The sequence below is a fragment of the Enterobacter sp. NFIX58 genome (genome assembly GCF_900110475.1).
GTDB classification, from domain to species: Bacteria; Pseudomonadota; Gammaproteobacteria; order Enterobacterales; family Enterobacteriaceae; genus Enterobacter; species Enterobacter quasiroggenkampii.
Genome location: NZ_FODW01000002.1, coordinates 275,795 through 291,584, shown reverse-complemented (window position 1 = coordinate 291,584; position 15,790 = coordinate 275,795). Strand labels below are relative to the sequence as shown.

The 15,790-nt window shown below is 49.6% G+C and carries 12 protein-coding genes and 1 tRNA gene; 9 read left to right on the top strand and 4 right to left on the bottom strand.

Translation table 11 applies throughout. The features are described 5' to 3' along the window. Positions 1-59 precede the first annotated feature (59 nt). The 5 genes from xerD to lysS all read left to right on the top strand — a co-directional run bounded on the left by xerD (position 60) and on the right by lysS (position 6,153). Positions 60-956 (top strand): site-specific tyrosine recombinase XerD, encoded by an 897-nt coding sequence (xerD, locus tag BMW97_RS11015; protein WP_008499709.1) that lies wholly within the window; start codon positions 60-62, stop codon positions 954-956. A 28-nt stretch (positions 957-984) separates the two neighbouring features. Continuing rightward, a complete protein-coding gene (dsbC, locus tag BMW97_RS11010) occupies positions 985-1,698 on the top strand; it encodes a bifunctional protein-disulfide isomerase/oxidoreductase DsbC (RefSeq protein ID WP_023333302.1) in 714 nt (237 codons plus the stop codon). 5 nt (positions 1,699-1,703) lie between these two features. Further along, positions 1,704-3,437: a single-stranded-DNA-specific exonuclease RecJ gene (recJ, locus tag BMW97_RS11005; RefSeq protein ID WP_090392757.1), complete on the top strand. Its 1,734-nt coding sequence runs from the start codon at positions 1,704-1,706 to the stop codon at positions 3,435-3,437. A gap of 90 nt (positions 3,438-3,527) precedes the next feature. Then, positions 3,528-4,626, top strand: a protein-coding gene (prfB, locus tag BMW97_RS11000; RefSeq protein ID WP_095908218.1) for a peptide chain release factor 2 whose coding sequence is annotated in 2 segments (ribosomal slippage) — positions 3,528-3,602 and positions 3,604-4,626 — 1,098 coding nt in all. Because the reading frame shifts where the segments join, the coding sequence is not laid out codon by codon here. Between the two features lie 9 nt (positions 4,627-4,635). Further along, positions 4,636-6,153 carry a lysine--tRNA ligase gene (gene lysS / locus BMW97_RS10995; RefSeq protein WP_021242046.1) on the top strand — a complete coding sequence of 506 codons (1,518 nt, stop codon included), beginning with the start codon at positions 4,636-4,638 and terminating at the stop codon, positions 6,151-6,153. A gap of 38 nt (positions 6,154-6,191) precedes the next feature. Here lysS and idi read toward each other — a convergent pair whose 3' ends face one another. After that, the gene (gene idi, locus BMW97_RS10990) at positions 6,192-6,734 is read right to left on the bottom strand and encodes an isopentenyl-diphosphate Delta-isomerase (protein WP_039265495.1); all 543 of its coding nucleotides are present in this window, start codon (positions 6,732-6,734) and stop codon (positions 6,192-6,194) included. A 163-nt stretch (positions 6,735-6,897) separates the two neighbouring features. On the opposite strand from idi, the gene actS reads away from it, so the two are divergent. The 3 genes from actS to BMW97_RS10975 all read left to right on the top strand — a co-directional run bounded on the left by actS (position 6,898) and on the right by BMW97_RS10975 (position 9,156). Continuing rightward, positions 6,898-7,641, top strand: coding sequence for an amidase activator ActS (gene actS / locus BMW97_RS10985; protein ID WP_045335243.1), 744 nt, complete (start codon positions 6,898-6,900; stop codon positions 7,639-7,641). A gap of 80 nt (positions 7,642-7,721) precedes the next feature. Further along, positions 7,722-7,795 (top strand) — tRNA-Gly (locus BMW97_RS10980). A 164-nt stretch (positions 7,796-7,959) separates the two neighbouring features. After that, positions 7,960-9,156 (top strand): tyrosine-type recombinase/integrase, encoded by a 1,197-nt coding sequence (locus BMW97_RS10975; RefSeq protein WP_090392755.1) that lies wholly within the window; start codon positions 7,960-7,962, stop codon positions 9,154-9,156. 136 nt (positions 9,157-9,292) lie between these two features. Here the strand turns inward: BMW97_RS10975 and BMW97_RS24095 are convergent, their stop codons facing one another. From BMW97_RS24095 to BMW97_RS10965, 3 genes are all read right to left on the bottom strand, one after another. Then, positions 9,293-9,433 (bottom strand): hypothetical protein, encoded by a 141-nt coding sequence (locus tag BMW97_RS24095; RefSeq protein ID WP_175481438.1) that lies wholly within the window; start codon positions 9,431-9,433, stop codon positions 9,293-9,295. A gap of 1,397 nt (positions 9,434-10,830) precedes the next feature. Then, on the bottom strand, positions 10,831-11,340 hold the full coding sequence (locus BMW97_RS10970) for a hypothetical protein (RefSeq protein WP_139177199.1): 510 nt from the start codon (positions 11,338-11,340) through the stop codon (positions 10,831-10,833). Continuing rightward, positions 11,298-12,110 carry a winged helix-turn-helix domain-containing protein gene (locus BMW97_RS10965; RefSeq protein ID WP_090392751.1) on the bottom strand — a complete coding sequence of 271 codons (813 nt, stop codon included), beginning with the start codon at positions 12,108-12,110 and terminating at the stop codon, positions 11,298-11,300. Before BMW97_RS10965 ends, BMW97_RS10970 begins: the two co-directional genes overlap by 43 nt. Positions 12,111-12,407: 297 nt before the next feature. On the opposite strand from BMW97_RS10965, the gene BMW97_RS10960 reads away from it, so the two are divergent. Continuing rightward, complete coding sequence (locus BMW97_RS10960; protein WP_254783047.1) at positions 12,408-15,671, top strand: autotransporter outer membrane beta-barrel domain-containing protein; 3,264 nt, start codon at positions 12,408-12,410, stop codon at positions 15,669-15,671. Positions 15,672-15,790: the final 119 nt, after the last annotated feature.

Genomic DNA, 15,790 nt, shown 5'->3' with positions numbered 1-15,790 from the left:
TACCAGAAACAGGTCACAATCAGGCATAATGACCTGACTGCAGAATCAAAGGGGCTGATGTGGAAAAGGATCTCGCACTCGTTGAACAGTTTCTCGACGCGCTGTGGCTGGAAAAAAATCTGGCCGAGAATACGCTCAGCGCCTATCGGCGCGATCTTACCATGCTGGTGGAGTGGCTGGCCCGTCGGCAGCTCTCGCTGGCGAGCGCGCAAAGCGACGACCTGCAGGCGCTGCTCGGTGAACGTGTAGAAGGGGGCTACAAAGCGACCAGTTCTGCGCGCTTGCTCAGCGCCATGCGTCGGCTGTTCCAGCATCTCTACCGTGAGAAGATCCGCGAAGACGATCCCAGCGCGCTGCTGGCATCCCCAAAACTTCCGCAGCGGCTGCCGAAAGATCTCAGCGAAGCACAAGTTGAGAGATTATTACAGTCACCGGCAGTTGACCTGCCGCTGGAGTTACGCGATAAAGCCATGCTTGAGCTATTGTATGCTACCGGCCTGCGCGTTTCGGAACTGGTTGGCCTGACGATGAGCGACATCAGCCTGCGTCAGGGCGTGGTGCGCGTCATCGGTAAAGGAAACAAGGAAAGGCTGGTTCCGCTGGGCGAAGAGGCGGTTTACTGGCTGGAAACGTATCTGGAGCACGGTCGCCCGTGGCTGCTCAACGGCGCATCTATCGACGTTCTGTTTCCGAGCCAGCGCGCACAGCAGATGACGCGGCAAACGTTCTGGCATCGCATCAAGCATTACGCCACACTGGCCGGTATCGACAGTGAAAAGCTTTCGCCGCACGTATTGCGTCATGCCTTCGCGACGCATCTGCTCAACCACGGCGCGGATTTACGCGTGGTGCAGATGCTGCTGGGACATAGCGATCTTTCCACGACGCAAATTTACACCCATGTCGCGACGGAACGCCTGCGGCAGCTACACCAACAGCACCACCCTCGTGCGTGAGTGCCGACGAATTGTAACAGGATCAACTATGAAAAAGAGTTTCGCGCTGTTCACCCTGCTGGCAGCCTCCTTTACCGGTTTCGCCCATGCTGACGACGCCGCTATCAAACAGTCGCTCGCTAAGCTTGGCGTCACCGGCAGCGATATTCAGCCAGCACCGGTCGCTGGGATGAAAACGGTACTGACCAACAGCGGCGTGCTGTACGTCACCGAAGACGGCAAACACATTATTCAGGGGCCAATGTACGACGTGAGCGGCGCGCAGCCGGTCAACGTGACCAACCAACTGCTGATGAAAAACCTGAACGCGCTCGAAAAAGAGATGATCGTCTATAAGGCGGCGCAGGAAAAACACGTCATTACCGTCTTCACCGACATCACCTGCGGCTACTGCCACAAGCTGCATGAAGAGATGAAAGATTACAATGCGCTGGGTATTACCGTGCGCTATCTCGCCTTCCCGCGCGCGGGCGTACAGAGCCAGCCAGAGCAGGACATGAAGGCCATCTGGTGTGCGAAAGACCGCAACAAAGCCTTTGATGATGCGATGAGCGGAAAAGAGGTTAAGCCAGCCTCCTGCGATATCGACATTGCTAACCACTACGCGCTGGGCGTGCAGTTTGGCGTGAGCGGTACGCCAGCGATTGTCCTGAGCAACGGGTATGTCGTTCCGGGTTATCAGGGACCAAAAGAGATGAAAGAGTTCCTCGACGCGCACCAGAAACAGGTTAGTGGTAAATAATCCGCGTGAAAGCCCCGATAAAATTGCGCCGCCGCGAGGCGGTTGAACCGGTTGATTTACCGGACGATCTCCCGCCGCTGCTGAAGCGCCTCTACGCCAGCCGCGGCGTGCGTCGCGCTGAAGATCTTGAACGCAGCGTGAAAGGGATGCTGCCCTGGCAGCAGCTGAACGGCATCGAAAAAGCCACTGAAATGCTCTATAACGCGCTGCGTGAGAACACGCGTATTGTGGTAGTAGGGGATTTCGACGCCGACGGCGCAACCAGCACCGCGCTGAGCGTGCTCAGCCTGCGCGCGCTGGGCTGCGATAACGTCACGTATCTGGTGCCGAACCGTTTTGAAGACGGCTACGGACTCAGCCCGGAAGTGGTCGATCAGGCCCACGCCCGCGGTGCTCAGATGATCATGACCGTCGATAACGGGATCTCTTCCCATGCGGGGGTTGATCATGCCCACTCGCTGGGGATCCCGGTGCTGGTTACCGATCACCATCTCCCCGGTGAAACGCTCCCTGCCGCCGAGGCGATTATTAACCCCAACCTGCGCGACTGTGATTTTCCGTCGAAATCCCTTGCGGGCGTAGGCGTGGCGTTTTATCTGATGCTGGCGCTGCGTACCCTGTTACGCGACAAGGGCTGGTTCGAATCCCGCGGTATTGCCGTACCGAACCTGGCCGAATATCTCGATCTGGTTGCACTGGGTACCGTCGCTGACGTGGTCCCGCTCGATACCAATAACCGTATTTTGACCTGGCAGGGCTTAAGCCGTATTCGGGCAGGCAAGTGCCGCCCGGGGATCAAGGCGCTGCTGGAAATCGCCAACCGCGACCCGCTCAAGCTGGCGGCAAGCGATTTGGGCTTTGCCCTTGGGCCGCGCCTGAACGCGGCCGGAAGACTGGACGATATGTCCGTTGGCGTCGCGCTGCTGCTGTGTGACAACATCGGTGAAGCGCGCGTGCTGGCCAACGAGCTGGACGCCCTGAACCAGACACGTAAAGAGATTGAGCAGGGGATGCAGGCCGAAGCGCTGACCCTGTTTGAAAAACTGGAGCGCAGCGGCGATACGCTGCCGGGCGGCCTGGCGATGTACCATCCCGAGTGGCATCAGGGCGTGGTCGGCATTCTGGCGTCGCGCATCAAAGAGCGCTTCCACCGCCCGGTGATCGCCTTCGCCCCCGCGGGCGACGGCACGCTGAAAGGCTCTGGCCGCTCGATTCAGGGTCTGCACATGCGCGACGCGCTGGAGCGTCTCGATACGCTGTATCCGGGCCTGATGATCAAGTTCGGCGGCCATGCGATGGCGGCAGGCCTGTCGCTGGAAGAGGCGAAATTCGACGAGTTTCAGCGCCTCTTCGGCGAGCTGGTTACCGACTGGATTGACCCGGCCCTGCTGCAGGGTGAAGTGGTGTCCGATGGCGAGCTTTCACCGCTTGAGATGACGATGGACGTGGCGCAAATGCTCCGCGATGCCGGTCCATGGGGGCAGATGTTCCCGGAGCCGCTGTTCGACGGCCGTTTCCGCCTGCTGCAGCAGCGCATCGTCGGCGAGCGTCATCTGAAGGTGATGGTGGAACCGGTCGGCGGCGGCCCGCTGCTGGACGGCATTGCCTTTAACGTTGACACGACGGTGTGGCCGGACAACGGCGTGCGCGAGGTCGAGCTGGCGTACAAACTGGACATCAACGAGTTTCGCGGTAACCGCACCCTTCAGATCATCATCGACAATATCTGGCCAATTTAGCGGCAGTAATCTCTATAAAAAAGGGCGTGGATTCGGTACAATCCCGCTCTTATCACCGCATTTTGACAAGTCCATAAAAGAAAACAGACCATGTTTGAAATTAATCCGGTAAAAAACCGTATTCAGGACCTCACGGAGCGCTCTGACGTTCTTAGGGGGTATCTTTGACTACGATGCCAAGAAAGAGCGTCTTGAAGAAGTAAACGCCGAGCTGGAACAGCCGGACGTCTGGAACGAACCTGAACGCGCACAGGCGCTGGGTAAAGAGCGTTCCTCTCTCGAAGCTATCGTAGATACGCTGGATCAAATGGCCCAGGGGCTGGAAGATGTTTCCGGTTTGCTGGAGCTGGCCGTCGAAGCCGACGACGAAGAAACCTTTAACGAAGCCGTAGCAGAACTCGACGTGCTGGAAGAGAAGCTGGCGCAGCTTGAATTCCGTCGCATGTTCTCCGGCGAATACGACAGCGCTGACTGCTATCTCGATATTCAGGCAGGTTCTGGCGGTACCGAAGCGCAGGACTGGGCCAGCATGCTGATGCGTATGTATCTGCGCTGGGCCGAAGCGCGCGGCTTTAAAACTGAAATTATCGAAGAGTCTGAAGGTGAAGTGGCCGGTATTAAATCCGTCACCATCAAGATCATCGGTGATTACGCCTACGGCTGGCTGCGCACTGAAACCGGCGTTCACCGCCTGGTGCGTAAGAGCCCGTTCGACTCCGGCGGCCGTCGTCATACCTCCTTCAGCTCCGCGTTTGTTTACCCGGAAGTTGATGAAGATATCGATATCGAAATCAACCCGGCGGACCTGCGTATCGACGTTTATCGCGCATCCGGCGCGGGCGGCCAGCACGTTAACCGTACGGAATCGGCGGTGCGTATTACCCACATTCCAACCGGGCTGGTAACGCAATGCCAGAACGACCGTTCCCAGCATAAGAACAAAGACCAGGCCATGAAGCAGATGAAAGCGAAGCTTTATGAGCTGGAGATGCAGAAGAAAAATGCTGAGAAACAGGCGATGGAAGACAACAAGTCTGACATCGGCTGGGGCAGCCAGATCCGTTCTTACGTCCTTGATGACTCCCGCATCAAAGACCTGCGTACCGGGGTTGAAACCCGTAACACGCAGGCGGTGCTGGACGGCAGCCTGGACCAATTTATCGAAGCAAGTTTGAAAGCAGGGTTATGAGGAACCAACATGTCTGAACAACAAGCACAGGGCGCTGACGCGGTAGTCGATCTTAACAACGAACTGAAAACCCGCCGCGAGAAGCTGGCAGCGCTGCGCGAGCAGGGCGTGCCGTTCCCGAACGATTTTCGTCGTGACCACACCTCAGACCAACTGCACGCTGACTTCGACGCGAAAGAGAACGAAGAGCTGGAAGCGCTGAACGTTGAAGTGGCCGTTGCGGGCCGCATGATGACCCGTCGTATCATGGGTAAAGCCTCCTTCGTGACCCTGCAGGACGTTGGCGGCCGTATTCAGCTGTACGTTTCCCGTGACGATCTGCCGGAAGGCATCTACAACGAGCAGTTCAAGAAGTGGGACCTGGGCGATATCCTGGGCGCAAAAGGTAAACTGTTCAAAACCAAAACCGGTGAACTGTCTATCCACTGCACCGAGCTGCGTCTGCTGACCAAAGCCCTGCGCCCGCTGCCGGACAAATTCCACGGCCTGCAGGATCAGGAAGCGCGCTACCGTCAGCGCTACCTGGATCTCATCTCTAACGATGAATCCCGCAAGACCTTCAAAATTCGCTCCCAGATTATGGCCGGTATCCGCCAGTTCATGGTGAACCGCGACTTTATGGAAGTGGAAACCCCGATGATGCAGGTGATCCCTGGCGGCGCGTCTGCGCGTCCGTTCATCACCCATCACAACGCCCTGGACCTGGACATGTACCTGCGTATCGCGCCGGAACTGTACCTGAAGCGTCTGGTGGTTGGTGGTTTTGACCGCGTGTTCGAGATCAACCGTAACTTCCGTAACGAAGGGATCTCCGTTCGTCATAACCCAGAGTTCACCATGATGGAACTCTATATGGCGTATGCGGATTACAAAGATCTGATCGAGCTGACCGAATCCCTGTTCCGTACGCTGGCGCAGGATATTCTGGGCACCACGCAGGTTCCTTACGGTGAAGAAGTCTTCGACTTCGGCAAGCCGTTCGAAAAACTGACCATGCGCGAAGCGATCAAGAAGTACCGTCCGGAAACTAACATGGCCGATCTGGATAACTTCGATTCTGCGAAAGCGATCGCCGAAAGCATCGGTATCAAGGTAGAGAAGAGCTGGGGTCTGGGCCGTATCGTGACCGAGATCTTCGAAGAAGTGGCCGAAGCGCACCTGATTCAGCCGACCTTCATTACCGAGTACCCGGCTGAAGTCTCTCCGCTGGCGCGTCGTAATGACCAGAACCCTGAAATCACTGACCGCTTCGAATTCTTCATCGGCGGCCGTGAAATCGGCAACGGCTTTAGCGAGCTGAACGATGCGGAAGACCAGGCTCAGCGCTTCCAGGATCAGGTTGACGCGAAGGCGGCAGGCGACGACGAAGCGATGTTCTTCGACGAAGACTACGTGACCGCGCTGGAGCACGGCCTGCCACCAACGGCAGGTCTGGGGATTGGTATCGACCGTATGGTGATGCTGTTCACCAACAGCCACACCATCCGTGACGTGATCCTGTTCCCGGCGATGCGCCCGGTGAAATAAGGCGTTTAGATGTAAAAAAAGCCCCGAAAGGGGCTTTTTTATTGCGCCGCGAAGGCTTTAAGTTTTTCGCGGGCGGTTGTCGCTTCCATGACCATCCACGGGCTAAAGGCCCAGGGCGTCGCGTCCAGCGCGCGGAATAGCGCGTCCAGCTCAACCCACTGATAGTCCATCACTTCATCTTCGTTTATCGTCACGTCATTGGTGATGCGGGCGGCGAACACCGGGCAAATTTCGTTTTCCACGATCCCGGACGGGTCGGTTTCCCGATAGCGAAATTCAGGGGCGACGGCGGTGATATCGGTCAGTTCTGCGCCCACTTCAAAGCGGCAGCGGCGGATTATCGCCTGGACTGTCTCTTCACCCGACTGCGGGTGGCCGCACACGGAGTTGGTCCAGACGCCGGGCCAGGCTTTTTTGCTTAAGGCGCGTCGGGTGATCAGACATTCGCCTTTTGCGTTAAAAAGCCAGGAAGAGAACGCCAGATGCAGCGGGGTATGTAACGTGTGCGCGGCATATTTTTCCTGAGTGCCAATCACCATTCCCTGGTCGTTTACCAAAATAACGTGTTCTTGAATACTCATTGATGCTCCAGTGCCAAATTGCCGAGTGGTTCAGCACCATCAGCCGAAGCATTATACTGCATTCTTATACGAACGGTTTGGCTCGTAGAGCGGAAAAGGGCATGACCCCTGTTCGTTTTGGCTGTTATCATAGTGCGCCATTCACGCTGACCGAGGATCTGTTTTGTTTGCAGGAAGCCTGACGAGAAAACCCCTTACCGCTATTTTTTGCCTGACGCTGACGCTATTACTGGCGGGCTGTTCAGGGAGCAAATCTTCGGATACGGGAAGCTATTCCGGTTCGGTCTACACCGTCAAACGCGGGGACACCCTGTACAGGATTTCACGCGCAACGGGGACAAGCGTGAAGGATCTGGCGCGGCTGAATAATCTCTCTCCGCCCTACACCATCGAGGTGGGGCAGCAGCTAAAGGTTAGCGGCGGATCGTCCGCGGGTAAAAAGTCCTCTTCGAAAGGCAAAACCGCCAAAGTGACGCCGTCCTATCAGGTGCCGCAATCGTCATGGCCGCCGGTTGGACAGCGCTGCTGGATTTGGCCTGCCAGCGGTAAAGTGGTCGCCCCTTACTCACTCTCTGAAGGTGGCAACAAGGGTATTGATATCGCCGCTGCGCGCGGTACCCCGGTTTATGCCTCCGGGGCCGGGAAGGTGGTTTACGTCGGTAACCAGCTGCGTGGCTACGGTAACCTGATCATGATTAAGCATGGCGAAGACTACATCACGGCCTATGCGCACAACGACACGATGCTGGTCAACAACGGGCAGAACGTCAAAGCAGGGCAGAAGATTGCCACCATGGGCAGCACCGGTACGGATTCAGTGAAGCTGCACTTCCAGATCCGCTATAAGGCGACGGCCATCGATCCGCAGCGCTATCTTCCTGCGCCCGGCAGCAAACCGAAGTGCTAAGTGATTATTTAATCGCCGGTTAGTTGTGAAGAGGCTTGTATGAAGGTGCGTAAAGTCTATAATGCCTTACGCACCTCAAAGCGGGCGTAGTTCAATGGTAGAACGAGAGCTTCCCAAGCTCTATACGAGGGTTCGATTCCCTTCGCCCGCTCCAAACTCACCTCCCCTGAAGTCTACCAAAGTCAATTTTTCCTTGATAAATCAGTAGTTATAGCATTCTATTAGTCTATTGAACTCAATTGTACTCCCTCAGGGTCAAGCTTAATGTGGGGGTATGGATGGGGGTATAATTGTCCCCCCTGCTGAGAGGTACCCCCAATGAAGCTGACAGCGCGTCAGGTTGAAACTGCAAAACCTAAAGATAAGCCCTACAAACTCGCTGACGGTGGTGGTCTTTACCTGCTGGTTAATCCCAACGGTAAAAGATACTGGCGTCTCAAATACCGTTCGCTAGGTAAAGAGAAACTGCTCGCTATTGGCGTTTATCCTGATGTTTCTTTAGCTGAGGCGAGAAGTAAGCGAGAGGATGCAAAAAGAACATTAGCTGCTGGTAACGATCCCTCTCTTGAACGAAAAATTGAGAAACTTAGTCGTCAACAAGACGCTGAAAACTCGTTTGAGGCTATCACACGGGAGTGGTATCAGCGTCGCTATGACCGCTGGTCTGTCTCCTACCGCGAAGAAATGCTGAGAACCTTTGAAAAGGATGTGTTCCCTTATATCGGTCACAGGCCAATCAAAGATATCAAGCCGATGGAGCTGCTTGCTGTTCTTTCAAAAATAGAAGCACGAGGAGCAACTGAGAAGGTCCGTAAGGTTCGCCAGCGTTGTGGAGAGGTCTGGAAGTATGCCGTTGTGACTGGCAGGGCCGAGTACAATCCAGCACCAGATCTAGCCAGCGCCGTGACTCCTCATGAGAAAGAGCACTATGCTTTTTTAACCCAGGATGAATTGCCAGAGTTTCTTCGGACTCTGAACACCTATGCTGGTAGTGTGCTTGTTAAGATTGCGATGCAATTACTTATTCTGACAGGAGTAAGGCCTGGGGAGTTGAGGCAAGCGGAGTGGCAGGAATTTGATTTTGAGCGGAAGGTTTGGAACGTGCCAGCAGAGCGAATGAAAATGCGTCGCCCTCATCTGGTTCCGTTATCAAGCCAGGTAATTGACCTGCTTAATCAGCTTAAACCCATGACTGAAGCAGGAACGTTGCTGTTCCCAGGACGTAATAATCCTAAGAAACCGATGAGTGATATGGCATTGACTGTATTGGTAAGGCGCATCGGCTATGCAGGACGCGTTACAGGGCATGGATTCCGCCACACGATGAGTACCATTTTGCATGAGCAGGGATTCAACTCGGCCTGGATTGAGTTACAGCTGGCTCATGTCGATAAGAACTCAATTCGTGGAACATATAATCACGCTCAATACTTGGAAGGGCGGAGGGAAATGATGCAGTGGTATGCGGATTATATAAGCCAACTCGAAAAATCGAAACTAATACATGCCCCTTAATAATATTTGTTAATGAGGGGATTGTTCTTTTATGAACAAGGGAAAAATTATCCGTAGAGCGCTTACTCAGGAAAGCGCTCCAGAACAAAAATTCTATTTTTTTTGTTGCTGATGTAAAATCCCGCTACTTATGGTTTTAAAGTTTTTTCCTTGCTGAAGCATCAGCAACAAAAGTGCGGCTTTTCAATTTTTTTAAGGTCGACCAGCTGATTCCGTCATAATGAGAACGAATCATTTTGTATGCGCCACTCAGTTCAATCACCAAAGTTTCTTTCATAAGTACACTGAAACCTTTCAATTGGCTAATACCAATCTTCTTCTAGGATTTATCATCTGTAGGGTTAGTCCTGTGGGCGAAAAATAATCACAGTACAAAACCATTATCTTTTCACGCACCTAGCGGTCACGCCGCAGAGTTTCCTTTTCGGCATCATTTGCAAGCTGATAATAAGCAGCCATATAGCCATGCGGTTAAATTACCGGATGGCCGTTTCGGTTAGAACCGACTTTCTTGCTTATTTCAATTTTCCCTCAGTGGCACTTCATGATGCTACCACCAACCGTTACTGGCCGTGGATGTTTGATCAGAGAACCTGGTTTCCTCAGTCGCCTGGATTTGTTACCAACGTCTGGATACTTACTGTGAGGCCATTAAGAGCGGTCTGGGCCTGGACCAGCTACCTGATTTTATGGCTACGCCCTGTATATCATCAGGCCTCCTCGTACCGGTTCTATGACATATTGAGGCCGCTTCCTGGGGGTTGTACCTCTATCGTCCGCAAACAGGACCGGTGGCCCGCCGCACTCGTTTCCTCTTTGATTTTCTTGCCGGGAGATTAAAGTCTGCGGGTAAGTCATATGCATCTGATGAGCGGAATTGAGGCTCATGTTCAGAAGAAGAACTGATCTGCCCTTCCTCTCTGCATTCCTTTAAGAAAATGAGCGGTTGAAGACCACTCAGCTGACTTCCGAAAAATTTTCTGAGGCAATTTTTATTGTCAGAAATGAAGTTATGTTGTTGATTATAAGTTGTTTTTTAGAATAAAATTATTCTAGCCTGGCACTTCCTACGTTTCGGCGTCCGCGAACTTTCCGGACAGCATTTTCTAATGGCAATTACCTCAAAAATTCCATGTAACTGATTATCTTCCACTTTACGCACATTCCGCCTACACCATAAATCGGATCTAATAGAGAAAATAAAGAAAAATACTATTGAAGCAATAAATGTCAGTTATTGTTGTCTTGCTTGCATTATTAACCTAAAGGCAATAATCATCACTTCCTGTTGCAGTAATCAGTAAACTGGAATATAGTCCCCCTCACATGCGAAACCACACAAATGAGTTTCGGTTTTAGCTCAAATATTGATTAAATCGCGACGGAATTGCACAATGAGACGCTACCGCTGTGCGAGAAGGTGGCAGCCTGAAAGCTATCGGTGAACACATGGCAGCGCACCTGAAAACGCCTGGGAAGAAAACCGCACACTACAGGACTGACCGCCCGTGCGGAGCCGAAAGCGGGAAGATGATGAAATGAACCCTGAACTCCGTCGCCGGACCTATGTTCCCATGATTAAAAGTGATGTCGTTATGATATTATGCGCATCCGCTTTGCGATAACCGCTCCAGCATGCTTGATGGGCGTTACCGCAGTTATGTCTGGCCCAGATTATTTGATATTACTGCAATAAAAAGACGGCAAGAAATTTCGACCAAACACATATCCGTTAGGGTACTGGGGATAGATATAAAAAATACCTTGATTACCCTTATCTGACCAAATTTCTGGAAGTAACGGTGCCAGAAGAGTATCGTTGGCGGTATCTTGTGCCATTTTCCTGATGGATTTAACCTGTGCTGTGACTAAACTAGCTTTCCGCTGGTAATCAAATTCGATGTCTCGACTGACTATGCCGATATCCGTGTCGTTATCTGAAAGGCGTCCCCTCATGATTATGACTCCCTTGCCATCATCTAGTATATATTTAAGATGTACCGAGAGTAACATGCTCTTACGGTGAATATTCATTGCTGCATAACAGAGCACTCCATCATATCTGGCATATTTGATTTTTTTTAAATGGATTACGGTCACGAAGCCAGTAGTAAAAGCAGTTAGGAAAATTAAGAAGATAATTATTTTTCCTGAACGGCGCTCAGATAAAAATCGGTTAAACACTCTTTACCCTCCTGAAATTTATTATCGCACTTGATGAGAGAATGTAAGCCGATTGAGTTGCGCCCAGAAAAGTATATCTTCTCATCACGTGTGCACTCTATTTTATTTTGCCTGAAGAAAGATTGAATTTGATCAGGATCATATTTATAGTCTTCAGCCAGAATTGGACATGCGCTTTTCATATACGTTAACTGATGATAACGATCGAAATATCCACTTGATGGAATTTTAATTGCTGACGCAGTAAGTCCGCCCAAAACAACGCCAACAAAAATCCATAGCGCTACAGACAACCATAAACTCCATCGGTTTTTTTTGTATTTTTTCTCTTGAGTCTGAACCCTTTCATGAAAATAATTTGTATTATTATTTGATTCGTAGTGAGAAAGCACTCCCGAAACAACCATCTCCCTCTTAATGATGCTAACTGAACTCTCGATTAAGAGACCACGACGGTATCTCGTTTTTATAATGTTTTCTAGGCCCAGATGCGAAAATCCTTTTCGAACTGTAAGTATCGTCTGATAAAACGTATGTTCAGTTGCAATAACACCTTTTCGGCCCCATACTTTTTCGATAAATTCGTGCTTAGGAACAATATCCCCTTGACTTTGGATTAATATTAAAAGGCATTCAGATGCAGTGCTGAGAAGTTTTACGCTATCTTCCCCATGTAAAGATTTCAATAAGTTTTGATCTGGATAAAAGCACACCGATTTTTCAATCAGAATAATCTCATTTTTTATATCCGCAACCAATTTTTCAGTCATTTTTATACACCTTGCTCGTTAATGTAATATTAGTTGAAACATCATGCCGTTTCCACAAAATCAATACCTTAAAAATCAATGAGTTAAAAATTTGCAGGAGTATGCATGTAAATGATAATCAATTAAAAACATGTATTTTATTAACACAATGAATACTCATGAAGTTCCTAAATAAAACTCATAGAAAAAATTAATATTGTTGATTTTAATCAATGAAGCATAATTGGTAATGTTAATTCAGATTCTTCTAGTGAAAGCGAGTTACCGAGTTATTGGCTTTTATCTGGAATTGCCATTGTGGCTGTAATTTTAAATCTAGCTATTAATAGTTTTAAGATCATTAATACAGAGCGTGAAAAAATGAGAGTCATTACAGGAATATTTGCATTATTTTTTATGAGCTGGTCAGTCAGTTCCGCTCCTTTGTATTTTAATTCATCTGATGTTACTGAAGACGGTACATGGGACTGGAAAAACAAAGGGTACATCATAGGTGGTGGTGATGGAGAAAGTGGCGAGCTTACATTAAAAGGAACTTCAAGTTATAACCATCCCTTCAGTGTTGGGGTTGATGGTGGTAAGGGTGTATTAACCATAGCCGAAAATGCAAACAATCTTAACAGCGATAATACCTTTAAAGTAGGTACTGTTTCAGAAGGTAATAATTCCGTTAATGACACAATAGGGGTTTTAAACTTAATAGGCCCAAATATTGGCTCCTTAATCTCCCTTGATTTACATGTAGGCACCAGTGACATACGTGACTGGAATAACAAAAGAGACAGTCAGGTGAATGGTGTTCTAAATGTTATGGATGGTGCTGTTCTGAACGTGGGGAAACCTGTGATTTTCTCCGAAAATAAGGTGTTTGTCGGAGCGGGAAATAACAGTAACACTGGTGTAATAAACGTTTCTGGTTCAGGGAGTGAACTAAATGTAATAAACAATGCTCCATATTTAGGAGACTTTGTGGAAAATGGTGCCATGTATCTTGGCTATATAGGTAGAGGTGTGCTAAATATTTCTAATGGAGGTGAAGTTTCTGCTGGAACAATAAGCGCATCGACGATAATCGATCACAAGGATGCTTTAAATCTTCAGCCGCCGTCTGCTGAAATCAATGTCTCTGGCGCAGGCAGTAAGCTTATCGTCCGGAGTTTGATGTCACTGGCATCCGATATCATGGACACTTTCCAGGCTATTGACGTTAAAATTAGCATGAAAGGTGCAGGCTCTGCTGTACTTAATATAGAGGATGACGCCGACGTTATATTTGAAGGTAAAGCCAACACTGATAACGATGGTTTCGAAAATCTGGTTTCTGGACTATTCATGGCCAGCAGCGAGGGCGCTTCTGCAATAGTTAATCTCAATAAAAACGGTTTCATGACTATAGCTAACAGTAACTTGTCTCCTGAAGAAGATGCAATTAAAGCAGGCGACGGTTATTACGCTTTCAATCTCAATGGCGGGACTCTCCGTGTTAATGACTGCAAATATTGCGATAACCGGTTAAGTACAAAAGTAAACATGAATGTTCTTTCTGAGTCTGCACTCGAAGCAGGTGAAACAAAAGAAATGTATCTTAAGGGCTCATTATCCGGTAAGGGGGGTATCGTTAAGTCAGGTGATGGTCTGGTGGCTTTATCTGGTAAAAACAGCTATTCCGGTGGAACCCGGATTGAAGGCGGAGAGCTACGTTCAGACGATCATGATGCATTCGTTAATCATACCTCCTATACGGTAAATTCGGGGAAACTTAATCTTAATAATCATGATTTAACGATGGCGCATCTGTCAGGTAAAGGTGGAGTTGTCGACATAACAGAAGCCAGTCTCGTTATCGATCAGGCTTTCGATAGTCTCTATGCCGGGATTTTTGAAGGAAAAGGGCAGGCAGAAAAAAAAGGCGCCTCAACATTATACCTTAGTGGTGACAGCACAAATTATAACGGTTCGTTCTCTGTCACCGGAGGAGGACTGGACTCTTCCGTCGCTCTGGGAGGGCATATCTCCATACATAATACTGGAACAGTATCTGCTGAAGGATATCTGGGGGATACTGAAGTCAGAAATGGAGGAACCCTCAGGGTTAGCAGCTATCTTTCCGACAAGGATACGCCTGCTCAGCTCTTTATAGACAGAAAGTTGATAAATGAGGGAAGTATTATACTTGGAAGAAGCGGTTATATTTCTAAAGACCAGGTTGGCAACGAGCTTCTTGTCGCTGGTGACTATACGGGTGATCAAGGTCATATCTATTTCAATTCGGTACTAGGCGATGACAGTTCGCCGACAGACAGAATGATAGTCAGCGGTGACACATCCGGCACTACTTATGTTCATGTGAATAACATTGGCGGAAAAGGGGGGTATACCACCCGGGGAATCGAACTCATCACTGTTGGGGGACAGTCCAGCGGCGAGTTCGTGAAGAAAGGCCGTATTGTGGGTGGAGCATATGAGTATTACTTGAGTCGTGGGAAAGAAGCTGACTACAGTAACTGGTATCTTGTTAACACTAAACCTGTTACAGAGCCTGAACCGAAACCAGAACCAGAGCCGATGCCAGAACCGGGACAGGAACCTGTTATTCGTCCGGAAGGTAGTGAGTATGCATCAAATCTTTTGGCCGCCAATACACTATTTTTGCACAGATTACATGATCGACTGGGTGAGACCCATTATGTTGATGCACTGACAGGCGAAGAGAAAGTAACAAGTATGTGGTTACGGAATATTGGTGGACACACCCGGTTTAAGGACAGTTCAGGACAGTTAAAGACGCAGGCTAACAGGTATGTTATGCAAATGGGTGGTGACGTTGCCCAATGGAGTAGTAATGCTGCAAATCGCTTCCATCTTGGCATCATGGGGGGGTATGCCAACCAAAAAAGTAATACCCGGAGTAATCAAAGTGGTTACAAGGCTGATGGCAGTGTTAATGGCTACAGTGCCGGAGTGTACGGGACTTGGCTCCAGGATAATGTCGAGAAAACAGGAGGATATGTTGATACTTGGTTGCTCTACAATTGGTTCAATAACTCCGTAAGTGGAGAGAAACTCGCAGCGGAACGCTATAAATCTGACGGGTTCACAGCATCTGTCGAAGCGGGCTATACCTGGAAAACTGGCGAGAAGAATACCCGCGAAAGCTACTATGTTCAGTCTGTGGCGCAACTGACATGGATGGGTGTAAAAAGTGATGAACATCGTGAATCTAACGGAACTCGGGTGAATGCAGAAGGTGATGGAAATATACAGTCCCGCCTTGGTATGAGAGCATACATTAAAGGTCACAGTTTAATCGATGAAGGGAAAAATCGTGTCTTTGAACCTTTTGTGGAAACTAACTGGATCCACAATACAAAGACTTTCGGCACACGTATGGACGGCGTCCGCGTTAAGATTGCGGGTACGCGAAATATTGGAGAGTTAAAAGCAGGAGTCGAGGGGCAGATTAATCCAAATATCAATCTGTGGGGGAACGTGGCACAGCAGATTGGCGATAAAGGTTACAGTGATACCCAGGCCATGATAGGATTTAAATATCTCTTCTAATTATTAGCTTAAACTAGCTCATATATTATAGATAAACAAGGTGGTTGCTTTTTTCGTAACCACCTGATCCCCATCATATTTCCATGACCCTCTTTATATTACCACTCTGGTCATATGAT

Excerpts from the sequence above, each read along its gene's own strand:
- dsbC (WP_023333302.1), top strand. The coding sequence starts at position 985 with ATGAAAAAGAGTTTCGCGCTGTTCACCCTGCTGGCAGCCTCCTTTACC.
- lysS (WP_021242046.1), top strand. The coding sequence starts at position 4,636 with ATGTCTGAACAACAAGCACAGGGCGCTGACGCGGTAGTCGATCTTAAC.
- idi (WP_039265495.1), bottom strand. The coding sequence starts at position 6,734 with ATGAGTATTCAAGAACACGTTATTTTGGTAAACGACCAGGGAATGGTG.
- BMW97_RS10975 (WP_090392755.1), top strand. The coding sequence starts at position 7,960 with ATGAAGCTGACAGCGCGTCAGGTTGAAACTGCAAAACCTAAAGATAAG.
- BMW97_RS24095 (WP_175481438.1), bottom strand. The coding sequence starts at position 9,433 with ATGAAAGAAACTTTGGTGATTGAACTGAGTGGCGCATACAAAATGATT.
- BMW97_RS10965 (WP_090392751.1), bottom strand. The coding sequence starts at position 12,110 with ATGACTGAAAAATTGGTTGCGGATATAAAAAATGAGATTATTCTGATT.